This is a genomic window from Marinobacter sp. UBA2688 (genome assembly GCF_002352785.1).
In the GTDB taxonomy this organism is placed as follows: domain Bacteria; phylum Pseudomonadota; class Gammaproteobacteria; order Pseudomonadales; family Oleiphilaceae; genus Marinobacter; species Marinobacter salarius.
The window spans coordinates 188248-203073 of the sequence record NZ_DELU01000024.1; the positions used below are offsets into that span (position 1 = coordinate 188248).

Below are 14826 nucleotides of genomic sequence, written 5' to 3' on the forward strand. Positions count from 1 at the left end.
CCAGATCCACGCACAAGGACGCCGTGATGAAAATTCTGTCTACCCTGATCCTGGCGATTGCCGCCGTTGTTTCCGCGTCACTCATCGCCAACGGCCTGACCGGGCTACGCACCGGAGACCGTTTCGTCACCGTCAAGGGCGTTGCGGAACGGGAGGTGCAGGCGGACCTCGCACTCTGGCCCCTGCGTTTCGTCGCTACCGGCAACAGCCTGGACGAAGCCCGCGAGAAGGCCCGCAGCAGCCGCGAAGCCATTATGGCCTTCCTCAAGCTGCAAGCCATCGACACAGACGCAGTGGAACTGCAACGCCTGGACGTTACGGACACCCGCGCCAATCCCTACCAGGAAAGCAACGGCCAGAAGTTCATCATCAACCAGACCCTGATGGTTCGCAGCGACGACATCGATCGCATTCGCCAGGCCGCGCAGTCTGTCAGTGAACTGGTGGATTCCGGCGTCATTCTGTCATCCGATTATGGCCCAGGCGGGCCGACTTACCTGTTTAACCGGTTGAACGACATCAAACCCGAGATGATTGCCGAGGCCACCGCCGCCGCCCGCGAGGCCGCCGCACAGTTTGCCAGGGATGCAAAAACTGAATTGGGGAACCTGCGCCGCGCCAATCAGGGCGTGTTCCAGATCCTGGCCCGAGACCAGGCACCAGGCGTCAGCGAAGGCCAACAGCCGATTAAAACCGTCCGGGTGGTGACCACCGTGGAGTACTATCTTAAATAGACAGTCGCCACCGGCTACTGGGTCTGCACCATTTCATCGGTAACCTGATAGCGGCCGGCCAGCCAATGCAGGATCTCGCTGGCGGCCGGGTGATCAAAGCGGCCATAACATTCCGTCAGCGCCTGATGGCGTTCGGTACTGAGCCTATGCAAGCCGGCATCCTGCAACAGGAGCAGATCGGCCTGTACCTGCTGCGCCAACTCTTTGCCCAACACTTCCTCGGCGGCCAGTTGGAAGGCCTTGCCATACTGGTAGCCGGGCCCCTGTTCGTAGCTACGGGCCAGAGTGATGGCCGGAATCGTAGTGAGCGTTGGCTGTAACGCGGGATTAATGGCGTGGCCCGAGAGATACGGGCCGTTGGCCGCCGGCCGGCCGGTAAATGCCCGCAGGTGCAGATGCCGGGACATACGGTCACCGTCGTTCACCGGGTAGTTATCCCACAGCACCGGCTTGCGCCCCAGCGCTTCTGAAACACGCTGCAGGTGGCCCGGCGATATCTCCCGCGAACACACCTCCTCGCCCGTCCAGAACACCTGCACGGACGGGTCCAGTGCCTTGCCTAGATCTTCCAGGTAATGCTCGGGACGAGGACCAAACACCCGGTCCAGCACCGGATCATCGGAGTAGTAGCTGGGGCAGACGGTCAGTTGGTCCGCTGTACTGCGTTCTGCCACCCAGTGAATGATGTCCGCCTGTCTGGCCGCCAGTTCCGGTGTATCGCTTTTCATGTCATCAAACAGGATCGCCAGATCGGTGATACCCAACTGATCAAACGCTGCCAGTTTTTGCGTCAGCGCGGTTTTCGCCGAGCCATCGAAATTGTTGAACACCTCGAACGGGCTCAGGCCAATGCCGAACCGGACTCCGTGACTGCCACAAAACCGGGCGAAATCAGCCAGCTCATCGGCCTCCGCTTGCGGATGCGGCTCGTTCCACCGGCGCCTGAGAAAAGCATCCGCCTTGGGTGCGTACCAATAGTTCCGATAACCATGGGGAGCCAGTGCCGCAACCAGCTGCCGACGCTCTTCCCAGCTCCACAACGGGCCATAGAAGCCTTCGATGATTCCCAGTGGGGGTTGCTCTGCCATTGGCGTTTCCATTTCGCGAGTACACAGATGGTTTACCGTCCAGAGGGTATCTCATCAGGCCGTGGGGGTCACCGGACAAGTTTAGCAATGTCGGCTAGACTTCTCGTACTGATGATGTAGTGATGAGTAGTAATGAGCAGTGGCGATTCACATCCGCTCTCCGATTACCCATGTGGATAAGGAGCCTGGCAAATGGACATTAAAAGCTTTGAAGACCTGATTGAGTGGGCTCGCGAGCTCCACGCCCACCTGTCCCGATGTTTGTCGGAGTGCTCAACAAAAAACAAGGAGGAGCGAGCCCGGGCACTGCTGACGTATCTGTCGGACCATGAGGCCGAACTGGAGCGCATCACGGCGGAGTTCGAGAAACAGGCCGATTCACGAGCCCTGAAAACAAGACTCTACGACTACCTGAACGACGAACACAAGGCCATCAAAACCCACCGCACCTGCGATGATCATTACGCCAGTCTCGACTTCGACAGCATTGTCCGCGAGGTGTTCGACTTCCATGACCAACTGATCGACCTGTATGACAGCCTGGCCGGCAAGGCAGAGATTCCGGAAGCGAAAGAACTCGCTGAATCCCTACGCGCCATGGAGGAGAACGAAGCCATGAGGCTCGCGAGGCAGATTGGCATGATGGATGATGTCTGAATTCTTCCACTCTCTGTACATGAAAACTGGAAATCGCGAGTCACCGATAGTACTGTATATATAAACAGTATCGGGAGTTTCCCCCATGAAGACTCGCGCGACACCCCTCAACCCACAGAACCGCTTCCAGCCCATAGTGACGGACCGCCAATACGATGATGGCTGGTATCAGGACCCCGCTGACGATACCTGCCCGGACTCACTGGCAACCGAAGTGGTGGATGAACAGGTGCGTACGATTATCAGCCGGAACCAGTCGCCGGATGTGCCGTTCGACCAGTCCATAAATCCGTACCGAGGTTGCGAGCATGCGTGCATATACTGCTTTGCCCGGCCTACCCATGCGTACTGGGACATGTCGCCGGGGCTGGACTTCGAAACCCGGCTGATCGCCAAACCCAATGCTGCGGAACAGCTTCGAAGGGAGCTCGATAAACCCGGCTACCGTGTGTCGCCAATTGCCCTTGGCGTGAACACCGATGCCTATCAGCCGGTTGAGAAGCACCGGGAAATTACCCGCGACGTCCTCAAGGTGTTGGTCGAGTATCGCCATCCGGTGTCCATTATCACCAAGGGGGCACTGATTCTGAGGGACCTGGACCTGCTGTCAGAACTGGCACATCAGGGCCTGTGTTCCGTTCGGGTCAGCTTAACCACCCTGGACAATACCCTGAAGCGCCAGATGGAACCTCGCACTGCAGCGCCGGCGACACGCCTGAAAGTCATCCGTGAGCTGGCCGCTGCCGGCGTACCAACGGGCATCATCCTGGGGCCGGTTATCCCGTTCATCAACGATCATGAAATTGAGAGCATTCTGGGGGTCGCAGCAGAGGCAGGTGCGGAACGGGCAAGCTGGATCATGCTTCGCCTGCCGCTGGAACTGGATGAGCTGTTCCAGGACTGGTTGCAGCGGCACTTTCCAGACCGGGCCAGTCATGTGATGAATCGCATGCGCGATTTGCGGGGTGGCAAAAGTTACGATGCCCAGTTCGGGCGCAGAATGACAGGAACGGGCCCCTACGCAGATCTTGTCCGCCAGCGCTTCGCAAAGCGCGCAAGGCAACTGGGCCTGAACCTTCATCAGGCAGAGCCCCTTAGAAGCGACCTCTTCAGGCGTCCTGCGGGTGAGCAGATCGGATTGTTCTAGACCGGAAACATTACCTCATGCTGACCAGCGGGAGAAAGTCGTAAGACCTAGGTCGTACAGAGGCGGGTTTTTCGTTCCGTTTCTTAACGTTTGTTGATAACTTGAACTAGAATTAGGAGTTACTTTCCCAGACAGAGGGAGAGGCTCTCAACACAATAACGACAAAAGAGGCTAGAAGAGCAATGAAGATCCGTTCTGTTCTATCCGCGGCTGTGCTGGCTGTAGCAACTACCTTTGCTTCCACACAAGCCCTCGCTCAAGACACGTTTACCCTGCGCCTGGCCGAGACCTGGGGGCCCAACTTCCCGATTTTCGGTGACACCACCAAACGGTTCGCTGAAACTGTCGAAAAGATGTCCGACGGCCGCCTGAAGGTCCGCATCGACTCGTCAAACAAGCACAAAGCGCCCTTCGGTGTCTTTGATATGGTCAAGGCCGGCCAGTACGACATGGGTCATTCCGCGTCCTACTACTGGAAAGGCAAAGTACCCAACACCCTGTTCTTCACAAGCATGCCTTTCGGCATGAACGCGATGGAACAATACGCCTGGTTCTACCACGGCGGTGGTATGGAACTGATGCAGGAGGTTTACGAACCCCACAACATGCTGTCGTTCCCGGGTGGCAACACCGGCGTTCAAATGGGCGGCTGGTTTCGCAAGGAAATCAACACTCTCGAAGACCTGCAGGGCCTGAAGATGCGTATTCCTGGCTTCGCCGGTGAGGTGTTTGCAGAAGTAGGCGTTAATCCGACCAACATCCCACCGGGCGAGCTTTACACAGCCCTGGAACGCAACACCATTGACGCGGTTGAGTGGGTTGGTCCTTCCCTGGATCTGCGTCTCGGTTTCCAGCAAATTGCAGACTATTACTACACTGGCTGGCACGAGCCCGCCACGGAGCTGCAGTTCCTGGTGAACAAGAAGGTATGGGAAAAACTGCCAGCCGACCTTCGTGAAATCATGCGCGTCGCTATGCGCACAGCCTCCTACGACATGCTGGTTCACTCTCAGCACGCAAACGCAGAAGCCTGGGCCAACATCAAGGAAGAGTACCCGAACGTACAGATCAAGAAATTCCCTGAGGAAATCTTCCAGGCCATGCACGAGGCCAACGAGAAACTCCTGAAAGAAGCGGCAGCGAACAATGAGCAAGCCGCAAAGATTGTAAAATCCCAACAGGAATATCTTGAGAAGAGCCGGGCCTACACGGACATTTCCGAGCGGGCCTACCTAAACACGATGGCAGAAGTCGAGTAACATATCGGCAGTAACTGAGCCGGGATCGCTCTAGCAGTGATCCCGGTTTTGTCGTTTATAGCAATTGAAAAATCGCCGGCTCGCTGGCGGAGGACAATCAATGCGTTGGATTATCAAGCTGGACGAGGGCCTGGCCACCCTGTCCATTTTTTGCGGCTGGGTGGCCTGTGCCGCAATGATTCTGATGGCCGGTAACGTCTTCTACGACGTAGTAGCCCGCTACGCTTTCAATGAAGTTTCGATCGGTATGCAGGAAATGGAGTGGCATCTCTATTCCGTGGTGTTCCTGCTGGGCATCCCCTACGCATTGCGCACGGACGGCCATGTTCGCGTAGACGTTTTCTACACCCGCTGGCGTGACAAGACCAAGGCCTGGGTCAACATCGTTGGTGCTGTTATCTTTGTCATCCCCTTTGCCTACCTGATCTGGAACTACGGTTACGATTTTGCCGTTGAGTCCTACAGCATGGGCGAAGGCAGCGGCGACCCGGGTGGGCTACCCCATCGCTGGGTGATCAAGAGCGTGATCCCGATTTCCGCGGTGTTTACCGGTATCGCCGGGTTCAACATGGTGACCTTCGCAATACGGGTTATCTCCGGCGACAAGACCTATGAGCCCAAGCACGGCGCGGAGGGTCTCGCATGATCGGTATGATTATGTTCGGAGCCGCCCTCCTCCTGCTGATGCTGGGCTTCCCGGTTGCCTTTACCTTTGGCGGCGTTGCCCTGTTTTTCGGGATCTATGCCGAAGGCATGGATCTGTTTGCTTTCATGCCTTATCGCATTATGAGCGTCATGCAGAACACGGTGCTGATGGCGGTGCCATTGTTCATCTTCATGGGTGTGGTCCTGCAACGCACGCGGCTGGCCGAGCAATTGCTGACCTCCATGGGCCGCCTGTTCGGTGGATTGCCAGGGGGCCTGGCCATTTCCACCATCCTGGTAGGTGCCCTGCTCGCCGCATCAACGGGCGTCGTCGGTGCCAGTGTGGTAGCCATGGGTCTGATCTCTCTCCCCGTGATGCTGGCCCATAACTACGACAAGCGGCTTGCAACGGGCACTATCTGTGCGTCCGGCACACTGGGCCAGATCGTACCGCCTTCGATTATCCTGATTATCCTTGGCGACGTGCTCGGGCTCCCGGTTGGCGACCTCTTCAGGGCAGCCGTTATCCCAGGTGTGGTGCTGGTCGGTCTGTACATCATCTACATCCTTGTTCTCACCCGCTTCAAGCCTGAAACCGGCCCCGCCATGCCGGATGACAGCGGACTGTCACGGGGCAAGGAAATCCGTGCAGCGCTGCTGGCGATTATCCCGCCGCTGGCGTTGATCATCGTCGTACTGGGCTCCATCTTTGCCGGTATTGCCACCCCCACGGAATCTTCGGCGCTCGGTGGTGTCGGCGCCGTGGTGCTGGCCATCATTTACCGCCAGTTCTCCTTCAAGATGGTGTGGGATGCCTCAAAGGACACGGTGAAGGTCACTGCCATGGTGTTCGCCATCCTCGTCGGTGCAACCGCATTCTCGATGGTGTTCAGCTACACCGGTGGCGATTACCTGCTGGAAGAATGGCTACTGCAGCTTCCCGGCGAAAAATGGGGTTTCATCATCCTGGCCATGCTGGTCATCCTGGTGCTGGGCTTCTTCATCGACTTCGTGGAAATTTCGTTCATCATCGTTCCGATCCTGGCACCAGTGGCGGAAGCCATGGGCATCAACATGCTGTGGTTCGCGATTCTGATTGCCATGAACCTGCAAACCAGTTTCCTGACGCCCCCATTCGGGTTCAGTCTGTTCTATCTCAAAGGCGTATCACCACCCGGTGTACAGACCATCGATATCTACAAAGGGGTACTACCGTTTATCCTGATGCAGGTACTGGTGCTGGTGATGATCGTGATTTTCCCGGAATGGTTTGGCATGAGTTCGACCTACTGACGTCGGCGCCAGTCGACAGCACACCAACAAGCCGGGGCCGTGCAGCCCCGGTTTTTTCGCCCGCCATTCCCGCTTTTACCCCTTTTACCTATTGCCCCAATAGCAACCCTCCATTCTTTGGTGTGTGGGGGGATATGACAAAACACGCTTGTTTTCTATACTAAAGACGAAGCAGGCGATTCTCAGTTGTGATATCGGGACACGCCCTGATGCTGAATCACTGTCGGCCAAGCCCGCCGACTTCAGTCCGTGATTAACCAGCTGAAAAAGGGAGATATGTATCCATGAGCCAAAGCACCGCCCGGAAGCCCCCAGCGCCCACCAACGACCGACCGGAGGACAGGCCTCACGTCCTGACGTTGCCCCTGGAAGAGCAGCAGGCGGACCGTGAGCCTCACAGTTATGAACGCTGGCTGATCGCCAAGCTGATGCGCATGGCCGGGTCACCACCGCTACGGTTCCAGCTGTGGAACAATGAATTCATTGACCCCGAAGAAGGCCATGCCCGTTTTACGCTCAAACTGACAGACCCCAAGGCGCTGTTTACGCTGGTCACCAACCCCAACCTGGCGTTTGGGGATCTATACAGTGCGGGCAGGCTGCAGGTAGATGGCGATCTTTCGGAGCTGATGGAGACACTTTACCGCTCAATTCACAACGCCAGGCAGAAATGGCCCAAATGGCTGGAAGCCCTGTGGCGCAACCACAACCCCCGCTCTACTGGCGTTTCTGAAGCCCGGGAGAACATTCACCACCACTACGATCTGGGCAACGAGTTTTACCGGCTCTGGCTGGATCATGCCGAAATGCAGTACACCTGCGCCTATTACGAAACGCCGGATTTGACCCTGGAACAGGCCCAACTGGCCAAGCTGGAGCACGTTTGCCGCAAGTTACGACTAAAACCCGGCATGACGGTTGTGGAAGCCGGCTGTGGCTGGGGTGGTCTAGCGCGCTATATGGCCCGGAATTACGGCGTGAAGGTACATTCCTACAACATCTCGAAAGAACAGCTGACGTACGCTCGGGAAGAAGCCAGGCGTCAGCAGCTGGACCACCTGATTGAGTACGTTGAAGACGACTATCGCAACATCAGCGGCCAATATGACGCCTTTGTGTCCATCGGCATGCTGGAGCATGTCGGCAAGGACAATTACCTGGCGCTGTCGGAGCTTATCAGTCGTTCCCTGAAGCCGGACGGCCTGGCGTTACTGCACAGCATCGGCCGCAACCGGCCCATGCTGATGAACGCCTGGATCGAGAAACGCATCTTTCCGGGTGCTTACCCACCGAGTATCTCTGAGTTCATGGGTATCTGCGAACACAGCGACTTTTCGGTGCTGGATGTCGAAAATCTCAGACTGCACTACGCACAGACGCTGACCCACTGGATGGAACGGTTCAGAAGCAACATGGACAAGGTCACAGAAATGTACGACGGGCACTTTGCCCGGGCCTGGGAAATGTACCTCGCCGGCTCCATAGCCGCCTTCCGCGCCGGGTCACTGCAACTGTTCCAGGTGGTCTTCACCCATGGCGGGAACAACCAGCTGCCACAAAACCGCCAGGACATCTATTCGTCCCCCGCAGCTCCGGAGGCATAATCATGGACTACTACGACCTGATTATCGTAGGTGCCGGGCCTGCCGGCTCCACCCTCGCCCACGCACTGCAGGACAGCGGCAAACGCATTCTGGTAATCGATAAGCAGGACTTTCCTCGGGACAAGACCTGCGCCGGCTGGGTTACTCCTGCGGTGATGGACAGTCTCGATATCGACATCAACCACTACGGCACCGGACGAACCCTTCAGCCCATCCGGCGGTTCCGTATAGGCATGATGGGGCAATCGGCGGTGGAAAATGACCACGGTGAGATTGTCAGCTACGGCATACGACGCTGCGAGTTCGATGCGTTTCTTCTGGACAGGACAGCCGTGCCGAAGCAACTGAACACACCGGTCAAGTCCATTGTTCGTCGCGATGGCAACTGGGTGATCAACGATACCTGGGAGGCGCCCCTGATCGTAGGTGCCGGGGGCCATTTCTGCCCGGTGGCGAAGCTGATGGGAGACGGCCCCGGCAGCCACGAAGTCGTAGTGGCGGCCAAAGAGGTGGAATTCGAGATGACGCCTCAACAGGCCGAGGTGTGCGAAGCTCGTGGCGACACCCCCGAGCTCTGGTTCTGCCGCGACCTGAAGGGCTATGCCTGGGTGTTCCGAAAAGGTAATTTCCTCAATATCGGCCTTGGCCGGGAAGACAATCACAAACTGACCGAGCACCTCAACGCCTTCGTGGAGGAAATGAAATCCGAAGGACGCATACCGGCCGATTTACCGGGCAAGTTCAAAGGTCATGCCTACCTGCTATACGCCCACGCGGAAAGACAACTGGCCGATGACGGCCTGCTGTTGATCGGGGATTCCGCCGGCTTGGCCTACACCCAGAGCGGCGAAGGTATTCGCCCTGCCATCGAGTCTGCGTTGATGGCGGCGGACATTATTCGCGACCAGGAGGATTATTCCGCCCAGGCACTGCAGGCCTACGGCGAAGCTATTGCCAGCCGTTTTGGTAATCGCGCCATGCCTCAGGATGAGGGCTGGCAAGTGCCGGACTGGGTCAAAATGCCATTGGCCAGTACCCTGATGCGGTCTCACTGGTTTACCCGCAAGGTGGTCACCGAAAAATGGTTCCTGCATCAGCAGGTGCCACCACTGGCGACGGTCTCCCAGGGTTGAGAGAACGTATAGAACCGGATCGGGCAGTACCCGGTCCGGTTCTCCTTATCACGCCGACGGTCAGTCAGCGGCCAGTTCAATCACATCGATACCATACAGAGTGGTCGTGCCACTCACCTCGTTGCCTACCGCTAACATTGGCTTGCCATTGGGGCTGTCCCCAGCAGCGATAAAGGCAAGCCCCTCGGGCCCAAGATCACCCGCCATTCCACTCTCAAGATCGGTCTGGGAGGCAGAGAAGTCGCGGTTATTGAGGTACTGGACGAATTCCGGGTTCTGCGGATTGGTCACGTTATAGACCATGATGCCCCCAACCCGTTCAAGGCCGATAAAGGCAAAGGTCTGGCCATTAATGGTACCCACGGTGACCGCCTCAGGCTCTGGTCCCTTATCGTCGGAGCGGTTGTCGAACGCATTTTCGTCATTATTGCTGTTGAAATTGTCCGGGATCAGGCTCGCGGTAATGCGCTCGAATTCACTGCCGCTGTCGAAGACCCGCTCGCCGGTTTCCGACCAGATTGAAAACGAACGCGCACCGTAGGCGTAGAGCTCACTGTAGACACAGTTATTCTCCACATAGCTCCGGTCATACTCACCGCCCACGAGAATGACGTTGGCAGGATCGCTGGGCGCGCAGGAATTGCCAAAACCCAGGGTGGATGTGACGTTCAGGCGTCCCAGGTTAGCGTCTTCCTGCAACTCGGCAGCGTTCGGGAAGGCCATGGCATCCAGCGTCAGGTCGGCGACGCGGAATTCCTCACTGAAGCCGTCGTAATCCCGGGAATCACCCTCGTTGGCGGTGATGTAATAGGTTTTTCCGTTAAAACCGTAGCTGGTCATGGCATCCGGATGGTAAATGCCTTTCACCGGCCAGTTGCGAATGTTGATGCCGCTGTCGTCGTTGCTGGCATCCAATTCGTTGCCGATGATGCTGTGATCCTTGAAACCCAACGGAATAATGGCGGTAATCTCCCCGGCCGCGATGTCCAGTTCGGCAACGGCATTTGCCTCCTGCATCGCGACCCAGGCTTTTTCACCGTCGATAGAGATCGCTATGTATTCCGGCTCCAGATCCTGTGCCAGAGTGGCGCCCGGCCCGAACACTCTCAGGCCCTGTTCCATAAGTTCGGCCAGCTGACCGTTGAAGCTGGCGAACCCGGCCGTGGTGACCGTCGCCGCAGCCACGCCGTTGGACAGGTCAACAATGCTAACGGAACCCTCCGGGTCAACACTGTAGTCATCACTGGGTTCGCCCTCGTTGGCCACCAGGAGCTTGTGGCCATCGCGGGTAAACGTCAGCATATCCGGCAGGGCGCCCGCCTCTACTTCACCCACCTTGTTCAGGTCAGTGCTGTTATAGAACACCACCTTGCCGTTGTCCTGCTTGACGTTGGCTTCAATGGCGACGGCCACGAGATCGCCGTATACCGCCACGCTGTTCGCAGAAGCACCTTCGGCGGTGGCATCAATGGTGCTGAGCTTGACCGGCATCTCCGGGTCCTGGATGTCCAGCACGTCCACGGTCGAATCGTTGGCATTGATGACAAACAGACGCTGGTTGGCGGGATCGTGAGCCACGATTTCCGCTGCGCCTTCATCGAAAGCACCACTTGCATAGGTGCCGAGGGTATTCAGCTCAATCAGGGTCTGGCTGGTGCCGGGCGAACCGGTACTGCCATCGTCGCCGTCATCACCGTCGCAGGCCGCCAGGCCCAGGGTGGATGCGAGGATGGCTGCCGTAAGGAGTGAGTTCTGGAATGTCATGTTTGCCTCTTCTTCTGTCGTTACACGTGTGGTTGTACACGACACTTTATGGAGAAGAGGTGACAGAAATGCGTCACTTTTAAGTCAGAACTGCTCAGGGAAGGTGGTATCAGCAAAAAAATGGCGACCGTGCGGTCGCCATTATCAACACTTGCTCAAGTGATTGAGAGCTTCAAGGGCTTTATTGGCCGAGGTAGCTACGGTACATCCATACCGTCTTTTCCTGCTGAGAGATGTAGTCGCTCATCAACGCAACGGTGCCCTCGTCGTCCGCATCGCCAGCTAGGTGAAGCAACTCCCGCTGCTTACCAATCAGCTTGGCGAAGCTCTCCACGATGTTTTCAACAGCATCCTTACCATCGGCCACATCCTTTCGCTCAGGCACCTCGGATTTTTCGATGTAGGTGCTGTAGGCGTGTGCAGGCCTGTGCCCGAGGGTCAGCACCCGCTCGGCTATCTCGTCAATCTTCAACAGCAGGTCGTCATAAAGCTCTTCAAACTTGGCATGCAGTTCGAAAAAGTTGTCACCTTTGATGTTCCAGTGATAGCCACGAACGTTCATGTAGAAGATCTGGTAGTTGGACAGCAGATCGTTCAGTGCGTTCGCCAGGCTCTGGGTCTTTTCAGTGTCCAGACCAATAAAGTTCTTGCTCATAACGTGTCTCCTTGACAGTTACCGGAATGTACTGGTGGCTAATCTAACCAGGAATCGTGAATAGATAAAGTTTAGTTATCCAATCTTCTTGATAGCTCTTACTAATCTTTGGCAAGACCAAGTAATAGCTAAGGGCTATCAAAAATCTGCATATTATTTATTTAACAACGATTCTCAATTGCTGTTGAATGGACCCATATCCATCGCACTTGCGGAGCTGACTGACTATGAGTGCCCTGAAGATGTTTTTCCATGACCATGGTTCAAAGGGTGACAACTCGTTGCTGAAAACCATCACATTCGCCATTACCCACTTCACCGTGGCCTTTACCGTTGCTTACCTGCTGACCGGCGACATACTGATTGGCAGCCTGATTGCCATGGTAGAACCAGCGATTAACACGGTGGCCTATTTCTTTCATGAAAAGATATGGGCGCGGAAGCAGCAGATTGCAAGGGGCGTCTCTGGTGCGGAGGCAATCCCGGTTGCCCGGAGTTTCTGATCAGGGCCATTTCCCAGACTCTAACCACCCGGGCCGCAATCCAGGCAATGCTCAATCGGTTGTGGCCCAATATCCAGCTTGCGGTTGAGGTCACGCAATGCCGTACGAACTCCTTCCTCAATTACCGGGTGGTAGAACGGCATGGTCAGCATCTCGCTCACCGTCATGCGCTTCTGCAGAGCCCAGGCCAGCAAGTGTCCGATGTGTTCGGCTGCGGGGCCAAACATCTCCGCGCCCAGAAATAACCCACTGCCCCGCTCACCGTAGACATGCAGCAAGCCCTTATTAGCGCCAATAACGCGACTGCGCCCCTGCCCTTCGAAAGAAACCTCACCAACGGCATAACCACCCTTACAACGCTCATCGACTTCGTTGAGGGTCATCCCCACCGTGGCGATCTGTGGATCGGTGAACACGATGCCCAATGGCACCCGGCGCAGCCCCGCCCGCACATCCGGGTATCGAGCCGCGTTATCGCCGGCTATTCGCCCCTCATCAGCCGCCTCATGGAGCAGTGGCACTTCATTGTTGGCATCTCCAGCGATAAAGATATGACTGTCACCGCACTGAAGCGTGTAATGATCGAACAGCGGTGAGCCATGATCATCCTCGGCAATATCCGCGTTCTGTATATCCAGACTGTCGACATTGGGGCGACGCCCGGTGGCTGCCAATAGATAGTCGAAAGTTTCCGTGGTTTCACTGCGATCCGCTCCCGAAAAGCGAATACGCACGCCGTCGTCCGTTCGCTCAACCGACCGGACCTTGGCGCTGGTATCCAACGGAAATTCTTCATTGAATGTTTTCAGCGCGTAGTTGCGAATCGCTTCCTCCTGAAGCGGCCCAAGACTTCCGCTGACACCAAACATCCGCACCCGAACCCCCAGCCGACTGAGCGCCTGCCCCAGTTCCAGGCCGATTATGCCGGGACCGAACACGGCAACGGACCCAGGCAGGTCGTCCCACTCGAAAATGTCATCATTCACCACCAGTCGGTCCTTGGCGTCCTTGAGAAAGCCGGGGATGTTCGGCCGGGAACCGGTGGCAATGACCACACGGGCGGCTTCCACCTCCACTTTCTCGCCGACAACAATTCGGTGAGGCGACAGGAACCGGGCCTGGCCGCGAAGCCGGTGAGCCTCGGGAAACCCCTCTACAGCCTCCACCACAAAGCTGACGAACCGGTCCCGCTCCCTGCGGACACGCGCCATCACCTCCTTGCCATCAATTCGGATGTCACCGGGATGAACACCAAACGTAGGTGCCTTGTGCAATTGATGGGCACTGTCGGCCGCCGCAATCAACAGCTTGCTGGGCATACAGCCGACACTGGCACAGGTGGTACCGTAGGCACCCCCTTCAATCAAAACGATATTATCCGTATGCTTTCGGGCAGCGCGATAGGCGCTCATGCCAGCGGTACCCGCGCCAATAACAGCGACATCCACTTTGCGTTTTTCCACGTCTACAACTCCCCTCACCGCCTACAAATTTCATGGTTCTGCCTCAGTATAGGAGTGAATACGGGAAACCGTTCAGTTGCCAACCAAAGACGTCGCAGCATTCGATGCGGGACTTTTTCAACCGCGCCTTCTAGACTGGCGCCCTGTAACGGAGCTTTCCTGGAGATAAAAGGTATGCACAACTACTGGCCGGAATTCATCACCGTCGCCCTCGTTCATTTCCTGGCCGTAGCCAGCCCAGGGCCAGACTTTGCCGTGATGCTTCGCCAGGCGCTGTGCCAAAGCCGTCGCAACGCCCTGCTGACGGCCTTCGGCATTGGCACGGGAATTCTGATTCACGTGGGGTATTCCCTGCTGGGCATTGGCCTGATCATCCAGCAGTCGCTGGTGCTGTTCAGCATTCTCAAAGTGGTTGGCGCCCTCTATCTCACCTGGATCGCGATACAGTGTCTGCGCTCGAAAGCCGGCGGCATTCATGTCGAAACGGCAAACGGTGGTCGGCAAAGCGGTTTCGCGGCCTATCGGCTGGGTTTTCTGACCAATACCCTGAACCCGAAAGCCACGCTGTTCTTCGTATCACTCTTTTCCGTGATCATCAGCCCGGGTACGCCGATTGCGATTCAAACGGCTTATGGCGTCTATATGGCAGTGGCCACCGGCCTGTGGTTCATGGCCGTGGCGGTATTCTTCACCCTGCCGCAGATCCGCAGGGGGTTTAACCGTTTCGGCTATTGGCTTGACCGGCTGATGGGGGGCGTTCTGTTGTTACTGGCGGGGCAGTTGCTGTTTTCAACAGTGTCTGGGGACGGGGGCGAGGCCCTTAACCCCGGCCAGGACTGAGAGCCGATTGCCTGAGCCAGGCGGGTAGCCTTGGCCAGGAC

14 protein-coding genes are annotated in these 14826 nt (G+C 56.9%); 10 read left to right on the forward strand and 4 right to left on the reverse strand.

Features of this window, described 5'->3' with window-relative positions; translation table 11 throughout:
* Nucleotides 1-26 precede the first annotated feature (26 nt).
* Complete coding sequence (locus tag B3M52_RS14005) at nt 27-734, forward strand: SIMPL domain-containing protein (RefSeq protein WP_075194247.1); 708 nt, start codon at nt 27-29, stop codon at nt 732-734.
* A 14-nt stretch (nt 735-748) separates the two neighbouring features.
* Here B3M52_RS14005 and B3M52_RS14010 read toward each other — a convergent pair whose 3' ends face one another.
* Nucleotides 749-1822 carry a beta-N-acetylglucosaminidase domain-containing protein gene (locus B3M52_RS14010; RefSeq protein WP_075194246.1) on the reverse strand — a complete coding sequence of 358 codons (1074 nt, stop codon included), beginning with the start codon at nt 1820-1822 and terminating at the stop codon, nt 749-751.
* A gap of 192 nt (nt 1823-2014) precedes the next feature.
* On the opposite strand from B3M52_RS14010, the gene B3M52_RS14015 reads away from it, so the two are divergent.
* The 7 genes from B3M52_RS14015 to B3M52_RS14045 all read left to right on the forward strand — a co-directional run bounded on the left by B3M52_RS14015 (nt 2015) and on the right by B3M52_RS14045 (nt 9560).
* Nucleotides 2015-2479, forward strand: coding sequence for an ATPase (locus tag B3M52_RS14015; protein WP_075194245.1), 465 nt, complete (start codon nt 2015-2017; stop codon nt 2477-2479).
* Between the two features lie 85 nt (nt 2480-2564).
* On the forward strand, nt 2565-3626 hold the full coding sequence (locus B3M52_RS14020) for a PA0069 family radical SAM protein (RefSeq protein WP_075194244.1): 1062 nt from the start codon (nt 2565-2567) through the stop codon (nt 3624-3626).
* A gap of 182 nt (nt 3627-3808) precedes the next feature.
* Nucleotides 3809-4885, forward strand: a complete 1077-nt coding sequence (locus tag B3M52_RS14025) for a TRAP transporter substrate-binding protein (RefSeq protein ID WP_075194243.1) — start codon at nt 3809-3811, stop codon at nt 4883-4885.
* Between the two features lie 100 nt (nt 4886-4985).
* Nucleotides 4986-5531 (forward strand): TRAP transporter small permease subunit, encoded by a 546-nt coding sequence (locus B3M52_RS14030; protein ID WP_036211047.1) that lies wholly within the window; start codon nt 4986-4988, stop codon nt 5529-5531.
* Nucleotides 5528-6823, forward strand: coding sequence for a TRAP transporter large permease (locus tag B3M52_RS14035; protein ID WP_075194242.1), 1296 nt, complete (start codon nt 5528-5530; stop codon nt 6821-6823). Before B3M52_RS14030 ends, B3M52_RS14035 begins: the two co-directional genes overlap by 4 nt.
* 284 nt (nt 6824-7107) lie before the next feature.
* Nucleotides 7108-8427 carry an SAM-dependent methyltransferase gene (locus B3M52_RS14040; RefSeq protein WP_075194241.1) on the forward strand — a complete coding sequence of 440 codons (1320 nt, stop codon included), beginning with the start codon at nt 7108-7110 and terminating at the stop codon, nt 8425-8427.
* Between the two features lie 2 nt (nt 8428-8429).
* Nucleotides 8430-9560 (forward strand): NAD(P)/FAD-dependent oxidoreductase, encoded by a 1131-nt coding sequence (locus B3M52_RS14045; protein ID WP_036211038.1) that lies wholly within the window; start codon nt 8430-8432, stop codon nt 9558-9560.
* Nucleotides 9561-9620: 60 nt separating this feature from the next.
* Here B3M52_RS14045 and B3M52_RS14050 read toward each other — a convergent pair whose 3' ends face one another.
* Together B3M52_RS14050 and B3M52_RS14055 are read right to left on the reverse strand one after the other, a co-directional pair.
* Nucleotides 9621-11324, reverse strand: a complete 1704-nt coding sequence (locus B3M52_RS14050) for a choice-of-anchor I family protein (protein WP_075194240.1) — start codon at nt 11322-11324, stop codon at nt 9621-9623.
* 181 nt (nt 11325-11505) lie between these two features.
* Nucleotides 11506-11979: a Dps family protein gene (locus tag B3M52_RS14055; RefSeq protein WP_036211032.1), complete on the reverse strand. Its 474-nt coding sequence runs from the start codon at nt 11977-11979 to the stop codon at nt 11506-11508.
* Nucleotides 11980-12206: 227 nt separating this feature from the next.
* Between B3M52_RS14055 and B3M52_RS14060 the strand changes: the two genes are divergently transcribed.
* Nucleotides 12207-12482 (forward strand): DUF2061 domain-containing protein, encoded by a 276-nt coding sequence (locus B3M52_RS14060; RefSeq protein WP_051947074.1) that lies wholly within the window; start codon nt 12207-12209, stop codon nt 12480-12482.
* Nucleotides 12483-12502: 20 nt separating this feature from the next.
* On the opposite strand, the gene B3M52_RS14065 is transcribed toward B3M52_RS14060, so the two are convergent.
* Nucleotides 12503-13945, reverse strand: a complete 1443-nt coding sequence (locus tag B3M52_RS14065; RefSeq protein ID WP_036211029.1) for a dihydrolipoyl dehydrogenase — start codon at nt 13943-13945, stop codon at nt 12503-12505.
* 174 nt (nt 13946-14119) lie between these two features.
* Between B3M52_RS14065 and B3M52_RS14070 the strand changes: the two genes are divergently transcribed.
* Entirely contained in the window at nt 14120-14785 is a 666-nt protein-coding gene (locus tag B3M52_RS14070; RefSeq protein WP_036211026.1) for a LysE family translocator, read from the forward strand.
* Nucleotides 14786-14826 lie beyond the last annotated feature (41 nt).

Excerpts from the sequence above, each read along its gene's own strand:
- B3M52_RS14005 (WP_075194247.1), top strand. The coding sequence starts at position 27 with ATGAAAATTCTGTCTACCCTGATCCTGGCGATTGCCGCCGTTGTTTCC.
- B3M52_RS14010 (WP_075194246.1), bottom strand. The coding sequence starts at position 1,822 with ATGGCAGAGCAACCCCCACTGGGAATCATCGAAGGCTTCTATGGCCCG.
- B3M52_RS14015 (WP_075194245.1), top strand. The coding sequence starts at position 2,015 with ATGGACATTAAAAGCTTTGAAGACCTGATTGAGTGGGCTCGCGAGCTC.
- B3M52_RS14020 (WP_075194244.1), top strand. The coding sequence starts at position 2,565 with ATGAAGACTCGCGCGACACCCCTCAACCCACAGAACCGCTTCCAGCCC.
- B3M52_RS14025 (WP_075194243.1), top strand. The coding sequence starts at position 3,809 with ATGAAGATCCGTTCTGTTCTATCCGCGGCTGTGCTGGCTGTAGCAACT.
- B3M52_RS14030 (WP_036211047.1), top strand. The coding sequence starts at position 4,986 with ATGCGTTGGATTATCAAGCTGGACGAGGGCCTGGCCACCCTGTCCATT.
- B3M52_RS14035 (WP_075194242.1), top strand. The coding sequence starts at position 5,528 with ATGATCGGTATGATTATGTTCGGAGCCGCCCTCCTCCTGCTGATGCTG.
- B3M52_RS14040 (WP_075194241.1), top strand. The coding sequence starts at position 7,108 with ATGAGCCAAAGCACCGCCCGGAAGCCCCCAGCGCCCACCAACGACCGA.
- B3M52_RS14045 (WP_036211038.1), top strand. The coding sequence starts at position 8,430 with ATGGACTACTACGACCTGATTATCGTAGGTGCCGGGCCTGCCGGCTCC.
- B3M52_RS14050 (WP_075194240.1), bottom strand. The coding sequence starts at position 11,324 with ATGACATTCCAGAACTCACTCCTTACGGCAGCCATCCTCGCATCCACC.
- B3M52_RS14055 (WP_036211032.1), bottom strand. The coding sequence starts at position 11,979 with ATGAGCAAGAACTTTATTGGTCTGGACACTGAAAAGACCCAGAGCCTG.
- B3M52_RS14060 (WP_051947074.1), top strand. The coding sequence starts at position 12,207 with ATGAGTGCCCTGAAGATGTTTTTCCATGACCATGGTTCAAAGGGTGAC.
- B3M52_RS14070 (WP_036211026.1), top strand. The coding sequence starts at position 14,120 with ATGCACAACTACTGGCCGGAATTCATCACCGTCGCCCTCGTTCATTTC.